Annotated in this window: 11 protein-coding genes; 3 read left to right on the forward strand and 8 right to left on the reverse strand. The window is 67.5% G+C overall.

Annotated features, from left to right (window positions below; translation table 11 throughout):
• Positions 1–174: 174 nt before the first annotated feature.
• On the reverse strand, positions 175–1,650 hold the full coding sequence (locus tag EPN51_RS12865; protein ID WP_293042854.1) for a glutamate synthase subunit beta: 1,476 nt from the start codon (positions 1,648–1,650) through the stop codon (positions 175–177).
• On the reverse strand, positions 1,643–6,226 hold the full coding sequence (gene gltB, locus EPN51_RS12870; protein WP_293042856.1) for a glutamate synthase large subunit: 4,584 nt from the start codon (positions 6,224–6,226) through the stop codon (positions 1,643–1,645). Before gltB ends, EPN51_RS12865 begins: the two co-directional genes overlap by 8 nt.
• 628 nt (positions 6,227–6,854) lie before the next feature.
• On the opposite strand from gltB, the gene EPN51_RS12875 reads away from it, so the two are divergent.
• Complete coding sequence (locus tag EPN51_RS12875) at positions 6,855–7,931, forward strand: MinD/ParA family protein (protein ID WP_293042858.1); 1,077 nt, start codon at positions 6,855–6,857, stop codon at positions 7,929–7,931.
• Here the strand turns inward: EPN51_RS12875 and sigI are convergent.
• Entirely contained in the window at positions 7,928–8,806 is an 879-nt protein-coding gene (sigI, locus tag EPN51_RS12880) for an RNA polymerase sigma factor SigI (RefSeq protein WP_293042860.1), read from the reverse strand. The genes EPN51_RS12875 and sigI overlap by 4 nt on opposite strands.
• 111 nt (positions 8,807–8,917) lie before the next feature.
• Here sigI and EPN51_RS12885 point away from each other — a divergent pair, with 111 nt between their 5' ends.
• Complete coding sequence (locus tag EPN51_RS12885) at positions 8,918–9,769, forward strand: NAD(P)H-binding protein (protein WP_293042861.1); 852 nt, start codon at positions 8,918–8,920, stop codon at positions 9,767–9,769.
• Between the two features lies 1 nt (position 9,770).
• Complete coding sequence (locus EPN51_RS12890) at positions 9,771–10,211, forward strand: nitroreductase family deazaflavin-dependent oxidoreductase (protein WP_293042863.1); 441 nt, start codon at positions 9,771–9,773, stop codon at positions 10,209–10,211.
• A gap of 9 nt (positions 10,212–10,220) precedes the next feature.
• Here the strand turns inward: EPN51_RS12890 and eccA2 are convergent, their stop codons facing one another.
• The 5 genes from eccA2 to EPN51_RS12915 form a co-directional block, all read right to left on the reverse strand.
• The gene (gene eccA2 / locus EPN51_RS12895; RefSeq protein ID WP_293043250.1) at positions 10,221–12,071 is read right to left on the reverse strand and encodes a type VII secretion system ESX-2 AAA family ATPase EccA2; all 1,851 of its coding nucleotides are present in this window, start codon (positions 12,069–12,071) and stop codon (positions 10,221–10,223) included.
• Between the two features lie 112 nt (positions 12,072–12,183).
• Positions 12,184–13,806 carry a type VII secretion protein EccE gene (gene eccE / locus EPN51_RS12900; RefSeq protein ID WP_293042866.1) on the reverse strand — a complete coding sequence of 541 codons (1,623 nt, stop codon included), beginning with the start codon at positions 13,804–13,806 and terminating at the stop codon, positions 12,184–12,186.
• Positions 13,803–15,461, reverse strand: coding sequence for a type VII secretion system ESX-2 serine protease mycosin MycP2 (gene mycP2 / locus EPN51_RS12905; RefSeq protein ID WP_293042868.1), 1,659 nt, complete (start codon positions 15,459–15,461; stop codon positions 13,803–13,805). The genes eccE and mycP2 overlap by 4 nt, the downstream gene beginning before the upstream one ends.
• Positions 15,446–16,975: a type VII secretion integral membrane protein EccD gene (gene eccD, locus EPN51_RS12910; protein ID WP_293042870.1), complete on the reverse strand. Its 1,530-nt coding sequence runs from the start codon at positions 16,973–16,975 to the stop codon at positions 15,446–15,448. Before eccD ends, mycP2 begins: the two co-directional genes overlap by 16 nt.
• Positions 16,972–17,997, reverse strand: a complete 1,026-nt coding sequence (locus EPN51_RS12915; protein WP_293042873.1) for a MinD/ParA family protein — start codon at positions 17,995–17,997, stop codon at positions 16,972–16,974. The genes eccD and EPN51_RS12915 overlap by 4 nt, the downstream gene beginning before the upstream one ends.
• Positions 17,998–18,028: the final 31 nt, after the last annotated feature.

Below are 18,028 nucleotides of genomic sequence, written 5' to 3' on the forward strand. Positions count from 1 at the left end.
GGGTACTGGGTGGATATGCACAAGAACCACTCCTGCGGTCGGTCCGTTCATCCGGGAAACAGTGAGACCCCCCTGTGAGCGGGCTCACAAAGGGTTATTAGACACCTACCTCCTGGCAAACTGCGGGAGACGCGCCGAGGAGAACCGGTCGTGTTTCTGATGTGACTGGTGTTACTACTGAATCGGTGCTGTGGTCGGCTTGATAACTGCCGGCAGAGCGGTGGAACCCATCATGAACCGGTCCGCCCCCGCCGCGGCCGCCCGGCCCTCAGCTATCGCCCACACGATCAAGGACTGGCCACGACCCATGTCCCCGGCGACGAAGACGCCCGGAACCGAGGTCTCGAAGTCGGCGCCGCGCGCGACGTTGCCGCGGTCGGTGAACTTGACCCCGAGTTCGGTGAGCAGGCCCTCCTTCTCGGGGCCGACGAATCCCATCGCCAGCAACACCAGGTCGGCCTCGAGTTCGAATTCGGAACCCTCCACCTTGACGAACTTGCCGTCCTGCATGGTCACCTCGTGGGCCTTGAGCGCCGTCACGCGGCCGTCCTTGCCGACGAACGCCTCGGTGTTGACGGAGAACACCCGCCGGCCGCCCTCTTCGTGCGCCGCGGACACCCGGTACATCAGCGGATAGGTCGGCCACGGGGTGGACGGGGCGCGCGTCTCCGGCGGGCGCGGCATGATCTCGAACTGGTGCACCTCGATGGCGCCCTGCCGATGCACGGTGCCCAGGCAGTCGGCGCCGGTGTCACCGCCGCCGATGATGATGACCTTCTTGCCTTTGGCGGTGAGCGGCGGCTGTCCGTCCGCATCCATGTCGGCTTCGCCGAGGTCGCCCGACGCTTGCCGATTGCCCCAGGGCAGGTACTCCATCGCCTGGTGGATGCCGTCCAATTCCCGGCCGGGAACGGGCAGATCGCGCCACGCGGTCGCACCGCCGGCCAGCACCACCGCGTCGAAGTCGGCGAGCAGTTGTTCCGCGGTGATGTCGACCCCGACGTTGACGCCCGCCCGGAATTCGGTTCCCTCGGCCCGCATCTGGTCCAGCCGACGGTCGACCACGCGCTTTTCCATCTTGAATTCCGGAATGCCGTAGCGCAGCAATCCACCGATGCGATCGGCCCGCTCGAAGACGATGGCGGTGTGGCCGGCGCGGGTCAGCTGCTGCGCGGCGGCCAGACCCGCCGGTCCGGAACCGACCACGGCGACCTTTTTCCCGGTCAGCTTCTCCGGCGGCAGCGGCCGCACCCAGCCCTCGGCGAAGGCCTTCTCGATGATTTCGTACTCGATCTGCTTGATCGTCACCGGGGGCTGGTTGATGCCCAGCACACAGGCCGACTCACAGGGGGCCGGGCACAGCCGGCCGGTGAAGTCCGGGAAGTTGTTGGTGGCATGCAGCCGTTCGATGGCGTCGCGCCACTGGTCCTTGCGGACCAGGTCATTCCACTCCGGAATCAGATTGCCCAGCGGGCAACCGTTGTGACAGAACGGAATACCGCAGTCCATGCAGCGGGTCGCCTGCTCCCGCAAGGTCTCGTTGTCGAATTCTTCGTAGACCTCGTTCCAGTCCTGCAACCGCAACGGGACGGGCCGGCGCTTCGGCAGTTCCCGATGCGTGTATTTCATGAAGCCGCTTGGATCAGCCATGGGCGGCCGCCATGATCGCCTTGTCCACATCCACGCCGTCGCGTTCCGCTTCGGCGATGGCCTGCAGCACCAGCTTGTAGTCCCGCGGCATCACCTTGACGAAATGCCGCCGCTGTTCTGGCCAGTCACCCAGAATGCGCTGAGCCACAGCGGAATCGGTGGCGTCGACGTGTCCCTGGATCATGGCGTGTAACCACTCGTTGTCATCTTCATCCAAGCTCTCGAGCTCGACCATCTCCGCGTTGAGATTTTCTGGTAATTCGCCGTGCGGATCGTAGACATACGCCACACCGCCGGACATGCCGGCCGCGAAGTTACGGCCGGTGCGACCGAGGACGACGACCTTGCCGCCGGTCATGTATTCGCAACCGTGGTCCCCGACGCCCTCGACGACGGCGTGCGCCCCGGAGTTACGGACCGCGAATCGCTCGCCGACCACACCGCGCAGGTACGCCTGCCCGCTGGTCGCGCCGAACAGGATCACGTTGCCGCCGATGATGTTGTCCTCGGCCACGTAGTCCTGCGGCACGCCGTCCGACGGCCGAACGACGATCCGGCCACCGGACAGTCCCTTGCCGACGTAGTCGTTGGCGTCGCCGTAGACGCGCAAGGTGATGCCTCGCGGCACGAAGGCGCCGAAGCTGTTGCCGGCCGAGCCGTCGAAGGTGATGTCGATGGTGCCGTCCGGCAACCCTTGACCGCCATACGCTTTGGTCACCTCATGGCCGAGCATGGTGCCCACCGTGCGGTTGACGTTGCTGATCGTGGTGGAGAACCGCACCGGCTTTCCGGAATCCAGCGCCTCGCGGCTCATCACGATCAACTGCTGGTCGAGCGCCTTGTCCAGACCGTGGTCCTGACGCGAGGTGCAGTACAGATCCTGATTCATGAACGCCGATTCCGGCTCGTGCAGGACCGGGCCCAGATCGAGCCGGTGCGCCTTCCAGTGCGCTCGGGCCAGCGTGGTGTCCAGTGATCCGACCTGGCCGACGGCCTCGTTGAGGGTCCGGAAACCCAGCTGCGCCATGTATTCACGGACTTCTTCGGCGATGTACATGAAGAAGTTCTCCACGAACTCGGGCTTGCCGGTGAAACGTTCCCGCAGCAGCGGGTTCTGGGTGGCCACTCCGACCGGGCAGGTGTCCAGGTGGCAGACCCGCATCATGATGCAGCCCGCCACGACCAGTGGCGCGGTGGCGAAGCCGAATTCCTCGGCGCCCAGCAGCGCCGCGATCATCACGTCGCGGCCGGTCTTGAGCTGGCCGTCGACCTGGACCACGATCCGGTCGCGTAACCCGTTGAGCAACAACGTCTGCTGCGTCTCCGCCAAGCCCAGCTCCCACGGCGCACCGGCGTGCTTCTGCGAGGTCAGCGGCGTGGCGCCGGTGCCGCCGTCGTGCCCGGAGATCAGCACCACGTCGGCGTGTGCCTTGGACACACCCGCGGCCACCGTGCCCACGCCGTTCTCGGAGACCAGCTTGACGTGCACGCGCGCGGCCGGGTTGGCGTTCTTCAGGTCGTGGATCAGCTGGGCGAGATCCTCGATGGAGTAGATGTCGTGGTGCGGCGGCGGTGAGATCAGGCCGACCCCGGGAGTGGAGTGCCGTACCTCGGCAACCCAGGGGTACACCTTGTTCCCCGGAAGTTGGCCTCCTTCACCGGGTTTCGCACCCTGAGCCATCTTGATCTGGATGTCTGTGCAGTTCGTCAGGTAGTGCGACGTGACGCCGAACCGCGCCGAAGCGACCTGCTTGATCGCGCTACGGCGCCAGTCGCCGTTGGGATCGCGGTCGAAACGCTTGACGTCCTCGCCGCCTTCCCCGCTGTTGGACCGGCCGCCCAGCCGGTTCATCGCGATGGCAAGCGTCTCGTGCGCCTCGGCGGAGATCGAGCCGTAACTCATCGCTCCGGTGGAGAAGCGCTTCACGATTTCGCTGGCGGGCTCGACCTCGTCCAGCGGAATCGATGTACGCACACCGCCGCGGAATTTGAGCAGGCCGCGCAGGGAGGCCATCCGCTCGCTCTGGTCGTCGACCAGGCGCGTGTAATCCTTGAAGATCTTGTATTGACCGGTGCGGGTGGCGTGCTGAAGCTTGAACACGGTCTCCGGGTTGAACAGGTGGTACTCGCCCTCGCGGCGCCACTGGTATTCCCCGCCCACCTCGAGCTCGCGGTGGGCGCGTTCGCCCGGACGGTCCAGGTAGGCCAGCCCGTGGCGGGCGGCGACGTCGGCGGCGATGTCGTCCAGGGTGATCCCGCCGATGGGACAGCTCAACCCGGTGAAGTATTCGCTGAGCACATCCTCGGAAATCCCGACCGCCTGGAACAACTGCGAACCGGTGTAGGAGGCCAGGGTTGAAATGCCCATCTTGGACATCACTTTCAGCACGCCCTTGCCGGCGGCCTTGATGTAGTTGTTCAGCGCCGCCTTGCGGTCAATTCCCTCGATGACGCCCCGGTCCAGCATGTCCTCGATGGACTCGAACGCCAGGTACGGGTTGATCGCCGCGGCGCCGAAGCTGACCAGCGCCGCCATGTGGTGCACCTCGCGGGCGTCACCGGTTTCCACCACCAGGCCGACGTGGGTCCGCGTCCGGTCGCGCACCAGGTGGTGGTGCACACCCGCCACCGCCAGCAGCGACGGAATGGGCGCCATCCGTTCGTCGGATTCACGGTCGGACAAGATGATCACTCGCGCGCCGTCGGCGATCGCCGCCGACGCCTGCGCACGCACGTCCTCGAGGGCGGCGGCCAGCCCGGCGCCCTCTTCGGCCACCGGGTACAGGCAGCGAATCACCTTGGAACGCATGCCATGCGGGCGCCCGTTGACCTGGTCGTTCGGGTCGAGGTTCACCAGCTTCGCCAGCTCCCGGTTGCGCAGAATCGGCTGCGACAAGGCGATCTGGTGACACGAGCGCTCGGTCGGCGTAAGCAGGTCACGCTCGCCTCCGGTGGTGCCCTGCAGGCTGGTCACCACCTCCTCGCGGATGGCGTCCAGCGGCGGGTTGGTCACCTGCGCGAAGAGCTGCTGGAAGTAGTCGTAGAGCATTCGGGGCCGCTGCGAGAGGACCGCGACCGGGGTATCGGTACCCATGGACCCGATCGGCTCGGCGCCGTTGCGCACCATCGGCGCCACCAACAGGTTGAGTTCCTCGTAGGTGTAGCCGAATGTCTGCTGGCGCTTGACCAATCGGTCGTGCGGCATCCGCTTGTAGTTGCCCTGCGGCAAGTCGTCAAGGGGGATGAGATTCTTGTCCAGCCACTCCTGGTAGGGATGTTCGGCGGCCAGCTCCGCTTTGATCTCCTCATCGGAGACGATGCGCCCCTGTGCGGTGTCCACCAGGAACATGCGCCCGGGCTGCAGCCGCATCCGGCGCACCACCTTGGCCGGGTCCAGGTCCAGCACGCCGGCCTCGGACGCCATCACCACCAAACCGTCTTCGGTGACCCAGATCCGCGAGGGGCGCAAGCCATTACGGTCGAGAACGGCGCCGACGATGGTGCCGTCGGTGAAGGTCATCGACGCCGGTCCGTCCCAGGGCTCCATCAGTGACGCGTGGTACCGGTAGAACGCCCGCCGCGCGGGGTCCATCGACTCGTTGCGTTCCCACGCCTCGGGGATCATCATCAACACGGCGTGGGCCAGGCTGCGCCCGCCCAGGTGGAGCAGTTCGAGCGCCTCGTCGAAGCGCGCGGTGTCGGAGGCGCCCGGGGTGCAGATCGGGAACAACTTCTCGACGTCGGCTTCCGAGCCGAAGACGTCGGTCTTGATCAACGCCTCGCGGGCCCGCATCCAGTTCTCGTTGCCGGTGACGGTGTTGATCTCTCCGTTGTGGGCGACACGACGGAACGGATGCGCCAGCGGCCAGGACGGAAAAGTGTTGGTGGAGAACCGGGAGTGCACGATACCCAGCGCGCTGGTCAACCGATTGTCTTGCAGGTCAAGGTAAAACGCCTTGAGCTGCGGGGTGGTCAGCATGCCCTTGTAGACGAGGGTCTGACCCGAAAGGCTTGGGAAGTAAACGGTTTCGCGACCGGGACCGTCTTGGCCGGGGCCCTTGGTGCCCAGTTCGTGCTCGGCGCGCTTGCGGACCACGTAGGCGCGGCGCTCCAGCGTCATGCCGGACGCCCCGGCCATGAACACCTGCCGGAAGGTGGGCATGGCATCGCGCGACAGCGCACCCAGCGACGAGTCATCGGTGGGGACGTTGCGCCAGCCCAGCACCGCCAGGCCCTCGGCTTCGGCGATCTTCTCCACCGCGGCACACGCGGTGGCGGCGTCCTTGGACGACTGCGGCAAGAAGGCGATGCCGGTGGCGTAGCTGCCCGGCGGCGGCAACTCGAAGTCCACGACTTCGCGAAGGAAGGCATCGGGAACCTGCAACATGATGCCGGCGCCGTCGCCGCTGCGGGGCTCGGCGCCCTGGGCACCCCGGTGTTCGAGGTTCAGCAGCGCGGTGATGGCCTTATCGACAATGTCGCGGCTGCGACGGCCGTGCATATCAACGACCATCGCTACCCCGCACGCGTCGTGCTCGAACGCGGGGTTGTATAACCCGACGCGCTTGGGCGTCATATGCACCTGACCCTTCACCTGAACGTTCTGCGCGGCCGCTAGCGGCGGCCCCGATGAGGTCGCACCCGGAGGCTGCGGGCTAAAACCCCTTCGGTCTTGTCTCGATGGGCTGTGCCCCAGGCGGAGATGCTCCTGTAGGGATGTCCGTGCAGCTCTGAACGGTGGCCTGGAACCGGTCTCGACAAGTCGTAAAACGATATGACAATACCCGCCTGACATGCCAACTTCGTCAAGTCTAACCTCGGCCGGCGGGGTCGTAAATTTCGCTGTCGCCGCTGATCGGCGATATTGCCGGGCCGCTGGGTGGGCCCGTGATTTCTCCACAGCAGCACCCCTCGCGGCCGACCACCGGGGCAAGCCGCCGCGCCCAGTTTGCTACCACCCCCTCCCGGGCCGGGTGGCGGCGCTGTTAGGGGCGGGAATGAGCGTGCTCAGTACCCCGCTCGTGATGTCGTGACGCCCCCGCAGTGAGCCCGGTTGAGTTTGCAGGTTTCAACACCGGCCGCGTGAGAAGATACTGGACCGGTATTGGTCACATCCGGCGTCGCACGCTGGACCGTGGCGTTTATCACGTAAGACGCTAGCCGCGGCCGGGCCACCGGCCCGACGCCTGGCACCCGAGGAGCCCATGAACGACCGCGACCAATTCCTGCGGGACCGTCTGCAGCCGCAGCGGCCGAGCACCGCGGCGGTCTACCCGTCTGGTCCCCCTCCGCAGCGGCCCCAGGCCGCCCCGCGGCCCGCACCGCCCCAGGGCCGGGCGCCGGCGCCCCCGGCGGCGCCGCCCCACGACATGCCCGACCGCGGTTGGCGACGCATCCTGCGGATCGCCACCTTTGGCCTGATCAACCTGGGCCCGTCGCCCGCCCAACGGCAGGAGGCTGAATTCGAAGCGACCATCCGGACCCACCTGTACGGCAACTGCAAGGTCGGCGTGCTGGGCAAGGGCGGTGTGGGGAAGACGTCGGTGGCCGCCAGCGTCGGCTCGCTGTTCGCCGGACTCCGCCGGCAAGACCACGTCGTGGCGATCGACGCCGATACCGCCTTCGGGCGGCTGAGCAGCCGCATCGATCCGGGGTCGACGCGCTCGTTCTGGGAGCTCACCGCCGACAAGAACCTGCGGTCCTTCGACGACGTGGTGGCGCGGCTGGGCCGCAATTCCGCGGGCCTTCACGTGCTCGGCGGTGAACCGGCCTCGGGCCCGCGCCGCGTGCTCGATCCCGCGATCTACCGGGAGGCCGCGCTGCGGCTGGACCGCCATTTCACCATCTCGGTCATCGACTGCGGTTCGACGATGGACGCCCCTCTCACCCAGGAGGTCCTGCGGGATCTCGATGCGCTGATCGTCGTGTCCTCGCCCTGGGCCGACGGCGCGTCCGCCGCCGCGCGAACCATGGAGTGGCTGGCGGATCAGGGCCTGGCGACGCTGCTGGGCCACAGCATCGTGGTGCTCAACGATTCCGACGGCCATGCCGACAAACGGACCCGGGCCTTGCTGGCCCGCGAGTTCACCGATCACGGGCGGCCGGTCATCGAAGTGCCGTTCGACCCGCACCTGCGGCCCGGCGGCGTCATCGACGTGACCCGTGAAATGGCGCCGGCCACGCGGCGCAAGTTTCTCGAGATCACGGCGGCGATCGCCGGCTATTTCGCGGCGCGCCCCGACCGTTCGGGCGACACAGGACCGAAAGACACACAGAACTAGGCCTTCTCGGCAGCGTTCCCGGTTCGCGCCGACGGGTCGGCGATCGCCTCGATTTTGCCCACCCGCGCCCCGCGGATGGTCAGCACGATGACGGCGAACAGGCGGCGGTCGCTGAAGGCCAGCAGCACCGGCGCGCCGACGGGACCGCTGACCAGGGTCACGTCGGGCCACAGGTAGCGCAGCAGGTTGGTGGCCACCGCGTCCGGCCCGTGGTTGACCTGTGGCGGCGGCGCCGGGTCGGCGAGAATCGTGCCCACGCCCCAGACCGTCGGATCCAGGACGGCGGTCAGCCCGGCGAGGTCGCCGTTGGCGCACGCGGTGATGAACTTCTCCGTGACGAGCTGGTGTTCGGCCGCGGCCACCGCGGCCACCTTCGGTTGCGCCGCAATGAATTTGGCCCGTGCACGCCGCGCCAGCTGCCGGCAGGTGCCGACCGGACGACCCACGGTTTGCGAGATCGAGTCGAAAGGCACCCCGAACACGTCGTGCAGCACGAAGGCGACCCGTTCGCCGGGGCTGAGCCTGCGCAGAACTTCCAGCAGCGCGGTGCGGATCTCGTCGTCGAGGGTGACCCGGTCGGCCGGGTCGGAGCGGCGCGGCGCGGGCCGCTCCTGGATGTCGCCGGGGCGTTCGTAACGTGCGCGGGCCGAGCGCACCTGGTCGAGGCAGAGCCGGCTGGCCACCACCGTCAGCCAGCCCCGGACATCCTCGATCCCGCTGATCTCGGCGCGCGAGAGCCGCAGGAATGCTTCCTGCGCAACGTCTTCCGCATCGCCGATGTCTCCGAGCATTTGGTAGGCGAGGTTGACCAGATACGGGCGATGGCGACGCCAGGCCTCGGCGACCTGGTCGCCCGCTGACGGCGATGGGTTCATGACTCTTCGACGATCTGCTGCCGCAAAAAGTTACGCGTTCTCCGCTGTAACTTTCCCATCTTTTGCCCCGTCCTTGCTGCAGTGCACAAAATTCACGAGAGGAACCATCCCATGACAATCGTCGTCACCGGGGCGACCGGCAACGTCGGACGCCCGGTCGTCACCGAACTGCTCGCCGCGGGAGCACACGTGCGCGCGGTCACCCGACAACCGGGGCCGGCCGGATTTCCGCCCGATGTCGAGGTGTTCCATTCCGCCGCCGAGGCGCTGCCGGGCGCGTCAGCGGTCTTCCTGAACTCCCGCGCGCTGGGCGGGCAGCTCGAAGACGTGGTCACCGAATGCGGGCGCGCCGGCATCTCCAAGCTGGTCGCGTTGTCGGCGATCAACGCGGACGACGACATCTCCCGGCAGCCGTCCCGATTTCGCGGGGACCGCAACAGGGAGGTCGAGCAACTCGCCGTCGACTCCGGCCTGGCCTGGGTGAGCCTGCGGCCCAGCGTGTTCGCTTCGAATTTCGCCGGCATGTGGTCCGCGCAGCTCCGCGCCGGCGACGTGGTCGCCGGGCCATACGCCGCCGCGTCGACGGCGCCGATCGTCGAGACGGACATCGCGGGGGTCGCGGCGCACGCGCTGCTCACCGATGAGCTTGTCGGACAGCGGATCCCGCTGACCGGCCCGCAGGCGTTCACCAACTCGGAGCTGGTGGAGGTCATCGGCGCCGTCCTGGGACGGCGCCTGCACTACCGGGAGGTTCCCACGGCCGCTGTGCGGCAACGGTTTCTGGGTTTGGGTTTCGGCGCCGGATTCGCCGATGCCTATGTGGCCATGCTCGCCGAGTCGCTGCACAAACCCGCCCACCTCACCCACGACGTCGACAAGATCCTGGGCAGGCCGGCACTTCCGTTCAGCCAGTGGGTCGCTGAGCACCGCGACGTCTTCACCGGCGAGAATGAAGGAGCCTGACATGAGCGAACCGCGTCCCCCGCGCTACCTCAAGCCGATGAACAAGTTCATGATGGCGGTCCAACGGCTGGGCATCCCGACCGGACCGGCCATGGTGCTCACCGTGCCCGGGCGCAAGTCGGGTCAACTCCGCAGCACGCCGATGACGCCGTTCGATTTCCAGGGCGGCCTCTATGTGGTGGCCGGTTATCCCGGTGCCGACTGGGCGGCGAACGCCCGGGCGGCGGGCACCGGCACGCTGCGCCGCGGCCGGCGGTCACGGCGCATCCGGATCGTCGAACTGTCCGCCGGTGAGGCCCGGCCGGTCCTGCGGGAGTTCCCCGCCAAGGTCCCCGTCGGCGTCGCGTTCGCGAAACGCTCGGGAATGGTGCGCGACGGAACGGCCGACGAATTCGAAGCACTGGCGGGGCGACTCGCCGTCTTCCGTTTCGAGCCGACGTAATCGCCCGGGTCACCAGACGATGGCCGCCATGTCGCGGTTGTCCGAACACACGCTGCGCACCGCCGCCTCGATATCGGCCGCGGAGATGATCTGAAGATCCTCGACCGTGACCGGTTGGCCCGCACGCTTTTGCGCGACCACCCGGGTGTCCCGGAAGCCCTCGGCACGTTCGACGACGTTGCGGGCGAACCTACCGTTCTGCATGGCGTCGATGCCGTGGCGCCCACCGGGAGTGGTGTAGTTGCGGATGGTCGTCGCCGCGTCCAGAAACTTCTCCCGTGCGGCATCCTCGAGCAGGCTGGCCCGCGGTGTCGCGTAGCGGTTCGCGATCTCGACGATCTCTGCCGGCGAGTAGGACTCGAAACGCAGCTTGCGGTTGAACCGGCCGGCCAAACCCGGGTTCACCGTGAGGAATTGGTCCACCTCATCTTCATAGCCCGCTCCGATGAAACAGAAGTCGAATCGGTGCGATTCCAACGCGACGAGGAGCTGATTGACGGCCTCCATGCCGATCATGTCGGGTGTGCCGTCCTGATGGCGTTCGATCAGGGAGTAGAACTCGTCCATGAAAATGATTCGGCCGAGCGACTTTTCGATCAGTTCGTTGGTCTTGGGTCCCGACTCCCCGATGAAGTGGCCGCAGAAATCCGAACGCCGCACCTCCCGGATCTCGGGGTGGCGCACGATCCCCATGCCGGCATAGATCTTGCCCAGCGCCTCGGCGGTGGTCGTCTTACCGGTGCCCGGCGGGCCGACCAGCAGCATGTGGTTGGTCTGCCCCTCCACCGGCAGGCCGTGCTCGAGGCGCATCATTCGCACTTCGAGTTGGTCTTCCAGCGCCGCGACCGCTTGCTTGACGGCGGCAAGTCCCACCTGCTTCGCCAGCAGCTTGCGTCCCTCGGCCAGCAGCTCGGCCCGCCGACCGGCGGTGGCGTCGTCATCGAGTTCGTCGCGGCTCTTGGCCGACGAGGCGTCCCAACGATCGGTGCGGCTGTCGATGGTTTCTTCGTCGGTGACCACCAGGTGCAGGTTCGGGTCCGCCAGGGCCTCTTTGGCCGCCGCGGTGAGGACGCCGTTGATGGTGGCCTTGGACAGCCAGATCTGGGCCTTGTCCTCCTCGCGCAGCTGACGGTGCACCATCCCCCGCACGTACGCCAGATCGGCGACGAGCAGCGGAATATCGGCCGGGCCGATCGAGGCGGTCAGCACGTCGGCGTCGAAGCGGGCCGATGACTGCGCGTGCCCGATCACGTCGACACGGTCCAGCCAGTCCAGGGCGACCCGGCCCTGTCCGAGGTGGGCGGCGGCGTGCGCGGCCAACGCGCAAATCGATGCCGTCACCGCCGACATGACGATCGCCTGCGGGGGCAGCTCCTCGGCGGCCGCCAGCAGCACGTCCGGCCAGCGCTGCGCCCTGTACATCAGGAAGGTGCGGGCCAGCTGGTGCCACTGGTAGTTGGTCCACGAGTCCAGCAGGTCGCGGTTCGCCAGCAGTTTGTCGGCCTCGGCGTACTCCGCCGCGATCGTCAACGCGGACGACAGCGCCAACCCGACTTGCGACGCGTCGGTGACGGTGATTCCGATGTAGGGGCCGAGCTGGATCTCCGCGGCCAGCGTCTGCCCGATGCGGGTGGTCTCACGGTGCAGCCATTCGCTGGTGGCATAGAGATGCCGCAACGACGCCAGGTCGCTGTCGCCGCACGCGATACGCCCCAGCCACGCATCGGCCATCGACGCGTCGGCGTCGGTGGCGGCAACGAACTCCGGCAACGCCGCCGCCCGGCCCTGCCGGCTCTTGATACCCATGGCCCGGTCGAAATGCCGTCGGGCCGTTTGTAAATCACCCATCACATCCCCCATCGCGAGCGCCGCGGCCACGGTCATCAGGGTTGCGGGCGGCCACCCTCGGCCGGACCGAGCTGCCACCGCCTGCGCTCATCAAACTGTGCCTCAAACTCGCGTTACGGACCTGCTACGTGCCGACCGACATGCTGACCGGATCCAAGCTGACGTAGCGGTTCTCGGCGCGGAACATGTCCATCTCGGCAAGCCAATTCTTCCCCGCTGCAGCGACATTCACCACCGCTGGCCCAACTTGCTCGATAATCACCTCGAAGCCGTGGCGCTGCCCCTCGGAGAGCCCGACGCCTGCGGGGGCGATGGTGATCACGGTCGCCGGTCGCGGAGTGGGCGAAATCGCAGCGTCCCGAATATCGGGGACCCCGCCTTCGGGCCCGCCGTTGCTGTCCCTCCCCCGCCGCGCGGCGTATTCCACGACGCTGACGGTGGTGCGCGGTGCCGGGCGTGAGCCGTTGACGACGCCGATCTCCGGCATTCGTACGCTGGCCCAGCGTGACATGTCGCGGCTGTGCACGCAGACTCGTTCCCCGGCGCCTGCGGTGCGAATCACGATCCGCTTGGCAATCGGGTCGTCAGCGGCGACGAAGACGCGCGACAGTTCACCGGCATCGGTTACCGGCATCAGCAGCCGATCCCCGTTGCCGAGTTTCCCGATCAGCACGCCCGAGGGCCCGATCTCGGTGACCAGTTCCGCCGGCAGCGGGCTGCGCCGCATCCCACGCAGGTGTGGCCGGGGGCCGCACATGTTGGTCGCCGCGGCTGCGGCCTGCTCGCCGTTGAGCCGGCGCAGGATCACGCTGGGTGGCGTCGGCGCGGGCGTCGGCGTGCGCACGGTGATCGTCGCCGTGCACCGCGCGTCCGGATACACCGTCACGTTCTGGATGACCTCGTCGGCGCGCAGCGTCCACGCCTGGGAAAGGTTGCGCGACGTGATCGCCTCGGCCGGGTACGCATAGGTGGTCATCCAGCCCGCTTCCCCGCGTACGGCTTTCCACCGCTGGACCGGCCCCGACACCGCGTCCCAGCCGAGCCGGCGATCGAGTTCGACCAAATCGGTGGCGGTGGCCACCTTGGCCCGAAGGCCTTCGCAGCGCAGTAGGCCCGCGATGCGCTGTGCGATCGAAATCGCCGCCGTACCAACGGTTGTACGCCAAACCAGCGCGTGCGCGTTGTCGATCACCGCCAACCGCATGATCAGCCATGTCTCGCGCCGGCCCGCATAGGGCGGGGTACCGATCTCCGAGTCGTACACCCGCGGATAGTCCCCGATGTTTCCGTGCCGGGAACCGATGCTGACAACGCTGATCGAGTCGAGTTGCAGACCGAGGGCTTGGTGCAGCATCGGCACCAATCCGACGACGTCGAGCACGTTTTCGGTCTCGACGGTCACCGAACCGGTCACCATCGTGGCTTGATGCGCCCTGCCCAGCAGTTGCACCGCGACCACGGCGACCCCGTCTTGCACGCGCACGCCGCCGCCGGATCGGTTGTTGGCCACGGTGATCGGAGCCGCCCAGTCGATCGGGTGCCGGCCGCGCCGCCACAACACGGCCCACGACCACGCCGGCTGACCCCACCACCGCACGAACACCAGCGCGACGCCCACCACCACGGCGACGGCGGCGGCGATATAACCGCCCAGCAGCCAACTCGCGAGTGCGAGCACGAACACCACCCACACACCGACAACCCGGCGGTTGCTGCCGCGGCTGAACCCGGTGAGGTTGGGCCTCATCGGGCCCTCCGCAGGCGCGCCGCGATCGCGAGCACGAGCACACCGGCGGCCACGACGCCCAGGAATCCGATGGCGATGTTGCGCGCCCGGTGGTCGGGCGGTGGGGGCGGCGCCGCCGGGGTGATGACCCGGCTCTGGGCACCCGGAGGCATCCGGTCGCCCGGCGGGATGTTGAAGGTCAACGCGGCGACGGGGTCCACCAGCCCGTAGCCGACCTTGTTGTCGACTCCCGCGGGTGGATTGTGCGCCGACTGCACGATCCGGTTGATCACCTGGTGCGCACTGAGATCGGGATATTTCGCGCGCACCAATGCCGCGACGCCGCTCACGTAGGCCGCCGAGAAGCTGGTTCCCCAGAACGGCATGTTCTTTTCGCCAGGCCTCGACGGCGGGTAGGCGTTGACCGGCCCGCCACCTTGCGGTGAGAGACCCATGATGTGGGTCCCCGGTGCGGCGACACCGACCCAGGGGCCCGACATGCTTTTGTCCAGCGCGGCGCCACTGGCGTCGACGGCGCCCACCGACAGGACGTAGTCGGAAAACCATGACGGCGCCGAGACGACCTTGACCTGATGCCAGTCCCGTGGATCCGACGGATCCAGTGGGTCATACATCGGGTTGTTGTTGCAGCCGGCTTCCCCATCGTTGCCGGCGGCCGCCACGACCACCGCGTCCTTCGCGGTGGCCGCGTACCACAACGCCGCGCCGAGTGCCCGCTGATCGGCCGGGGCCGCCGCGGGCAGGCAGGCGGTTACCGAAATGTTGATCACCTTCGCGCCCATGTTCGCGGCGTGAACCACCGCGCGCGCAACCGAATTCAGCGTGCCCGCCTTGACCTTCTCGTCGGAGTTGGGATCGCCCGGCGGCGGGTTGACCGGTTCGAAGGCCCGTGAGGATTGCCGAATCGAGATGATGGTCGCGTGCGGGGCCACACCCACCACCCCATCGGGTGCTCCCGGAGGAAGCGGCGGCACCGCGGGTTCTTCCTCGGTCTGCGGATCGGGCGGCCCATTCGATGTGGCGGTAGCGCCGCCCCCCTCCGGTGGCGGGGGCGGCGGCGGCGGTGGCGGAATGACCTGGGTGATCGTCACCGGCGGGGGCGGGGGCGGAGGCGCCATCGGGGGCGGAACCTCGACCGGAGGGGGAGGCGCCCCGGCGACCGGCGGCGGCCCGGCCGGAGGGGGGAACGCCGGGGTGGCCGGCATGGGCCGCGGCATCGGCAAAATCCCTTGGGGCGCAGCGCCGATGATCGAGCTGACGACGGTGCCGTGGGCGTCGCAGTCCGTCAGGCCGTCCTCACCCATGATGTAGTCGCCACCGGGCACCACCGGTAGCCGCGGGTTGGGCGTGACCCCGGTGTCGATGACCGCGACGGGCACACCGTTGCCGGTGCTGTATTGCCATGCCTTGGTGATGTTGAGCAGGTTGAACCCCGGAGCCAGCTGCGCCACATCGGGGTTTCGCACAGTGATCGGCGACGAGCAGCTGTTCGCGCGGCGCATGGGCTGATCCGGTCGTGGCGGCCCGTCCGGTGGCACCATCCCTGGATCCACCGATGGCGGTGTGATCGCTTGTGCGGCAGGAATATTGGCGGACAACGCGACCAAGGTCAGGGCGGCGGTCAGTGCCGCAGCGGTTCTCAGTGGCGAATCCACGTGAAGAGCCCTCCCAGGGCCGCCGCCGCTGGCAGCAGAACGATGAATGCGAGCACTTCCACCCATTCCACGGTCAACCGGATGAATGGTCTGAACCGCACGGCCGGCACCAAAAGCGCTGCGGCCAAACCCAATGCGGCGAATGTCGCCACCGCCACCACCGGCCACACCAGTCCCGCCATCGCATCTTTCGGCCCGGCGACGGCGTATTTGACCACTCCCGCGCACACCGCGGCCGATGCCCCGCACACCAGCGCCACGGCCTGGTATTTGGCGGCGAACCCACGGCCCTGGGTGACGAAGATGCCCACCACCAGGCCGGCGACCACCAGCGCCAACCACGCCCACTGGCGTCCCGGCGTCAACACGCCCCATACCGCGGCCGGCAGAACGATCGATACCCCGATACACAGACCCACCTGGACCGCGTTGACCAATCGGGCCGAGGCGGCGATCGCGGCGCCGCGCGCGGTGATGTCGGTCAGTTCGTTGTCCTCGTCCTCGGATTCGTCCTCACTGACCGGAGACACGGTGTCGACCGGCATCCCCTCGCGCCGCGCGAACAGGTCCCGGCCGGTGATCGATCCGAAATGCGGCGGCCTGACTCGGGCCACCCACAACGCGATCACGGGCGCTATCCGGACCAGGACGAGCAATCCGACCAACACACATACCGCCAGCGCCTGCGCCGAAGCCGGCCGGAACATCCGGACGGCGGCAACGACGGCCAGGACCCCGCAAACCGTCACCACGGCGGTGACCACCGCGGTCTGCCACCGATTGCGCGCCGTTACCCCGATGGCGACGGCGCCCAAGACCACCACCACGGCGCCGATCAGCCCGTGCGCCGCGCCGAGCACACCCGGCGGAGCGCAGGCACCGGCGGCGGCCAGCGAGACCACCGCGAGCCAGGCGAACCCGCTGAACAGATCGCGTCGCTCCCGCCATCCGCTTCGCGCCACCAGCGTCGCGATGACCAAAAGGAAGCCGACCCCGCCCGCCACCGCCGCCGGGATCGGGCCGTCGGTGAATGTCCGTGTCCGCAGGGTCAGCGCCACGACCACCGCGACCGCCATCGCGATGACCGCGACCGCCGTGTGAGCGGCCGTCAGCGGCGTCACCGGCGCGAACATCCGATCGCCGCCGTCGCGGCCCAGCCACTTGCCCATGGCGGCCAACCCCGTCGACAGCGACTCGTATTGCGGTTCGAACGACTCCCCGTCGACCCGGGGCACCAGCACCAGGGTGTCGCCGTCCTGGACGCCCAACTCGTCGAGGCTCTTATTGATATCGAGGCGGACCCCATTGATCTTGTGGAGTTCGTAGCTACCCGCCGGCAGCGAAATACCGTCAAAACCTTTGCGCTTCAGGTCGGCATCGAACAGCTCGACCATTCCCTCGAAGAATCCCTCCATCGGAATTCCGGCGGGGAAGACTTGGGAACACAGATGCTTCTCGTAGGAAATGTTGACCGCACAACGCGCCGGAAAAGCGGCCTTATGCGGCGATGTCACGGCACCGCCCGCTCGGCATCAGGAATGTATTTGTCGGCCAGCTCCGCGGTGATTTCAAAGAGGCGCAACCGCGATTTCTTCTTCAACTCGTGAACCGTATCGATGATGCCGCCTTTGGCGAGGTGCGGATCAAACGGCAGCGCTTCGACGGTCGCCCCGACCTTGGTGAACCGCTCGGTCAGGTAAGCCAGCGCGTCCTTGTCGGTGATCTGGTCGGTGTGGTTCACGATCACGGTGCTGCGCGAGACCAGCTCGTGGTAGCCCTGCGACCGCAGGTAATCCACCGCCCGTAGCACCGGACGCGAGCGGTCCGCGGTGATGCCCGAAACGAACACAAGGGTGTCGGTGTTCTCCAATACCGGTTTCATCACTTCGTGTTCGAGATCGGGGGATGTGTCGACGATCATGACCGTGTGGGTGCGCCGCAGCCGCGACAGCACCCCGGAAAACATCGCCGGTACCAACGGCCTGGGCTGGTCCGACGTCCGGTTTCCGGCCAGAACATCGAGACCAACTGCGTTCTGCCCCAGATGTTCCCGGATATCGGCGTAGCCCTGGACATCGGTGTCGTTGATGATGGCGGTGTAGTCGCCCGGCGGGGAGTCGTCGATGCGGTCGGCCAGCGTGCCGAAACCGGGTACGGCGTCGATCGCAATCACGTTCTGCGGGCGGCATTCCCGGAAGACGCCACCGAGGCAGGCGACGAGCGTCGTGACCCCGACGCCGCCCTTGCCGGAGACCACGGTGATCACATACTGCCGACGAATATGCCGGCGGATACGGTTTTGTAAATCACGGTAGTGCCGTTCACGGGGAGATTCACCCGGATTTATTTTTCGAAATGAGATGGCGTAAATGAATTTACGCCAACCCGACCCCGGTGGAATCTTTCGCGGCGCGGCCAGATCGGTAATACGCATCGTGTCGGATACCGAATCCGGGAAGTTGCTGCCCCCTGACGGATCCCCCCGTCTGAGCGCTCCTTCGTCCGACATATTCGGGTCATTCCAAGGGCTCGTCACGACGCGATGCTAACACGGTTTGCGATACCGC

The organism is Mycobacterium sp. (genome assembly GCF_004298145.1).
Classification (GTDB): Bacteria; Actinomycetota; Actinomycetes; order Mycobacteriales; family Mycobacteriaceae; genus Mycobacterium.